Below are 307 nucleotides of genomic sequence, written 5' to 3' on the forward strand. Positions count from 1 at the left end.
CAAGATTAAGTTTGAAATAAAATCGTGCCAGGCAGGCATTCAGAAGGACGATAATAATTGTTCTGTTTTTAGTATTCTTGCATTAAAAGAATTTGCTAAGTACGACCATGTATTTGACTTTCTACCAGAAAAATATGAAGAGGATGAAAAACTTAAAAAGCAATCCAAGGCAAGTGTTAGTATAAACGCTGTTTCAAGCATAGAGGTGACACTTCGTAACATGGGGAAGGTTGGGTGGGTTAAAGTCAATGACATGCCGACACGAATCATTTCAATGGACCAAAAATACGATGAAATGAAGAATATA

1 pseudogene is annotated in these 307 nt (G+C 35.5%); it reads left to right on the forward strand.

What is annotated here, in order from left to right:
• Positions 1-307 (forward strand): annotated as a pseudogene (locus Lery_RS15410) (hypothetical protein); the annotation flags it as partial.

This window comes from Legionella erythra, from assembly GCF_001467615.1.
GTDB lineage: Bacteria > Pseudomonadota > Gammaproteobacteria > Legionellales > Legionellaceae > Legionella_C > Legionella_C erythra.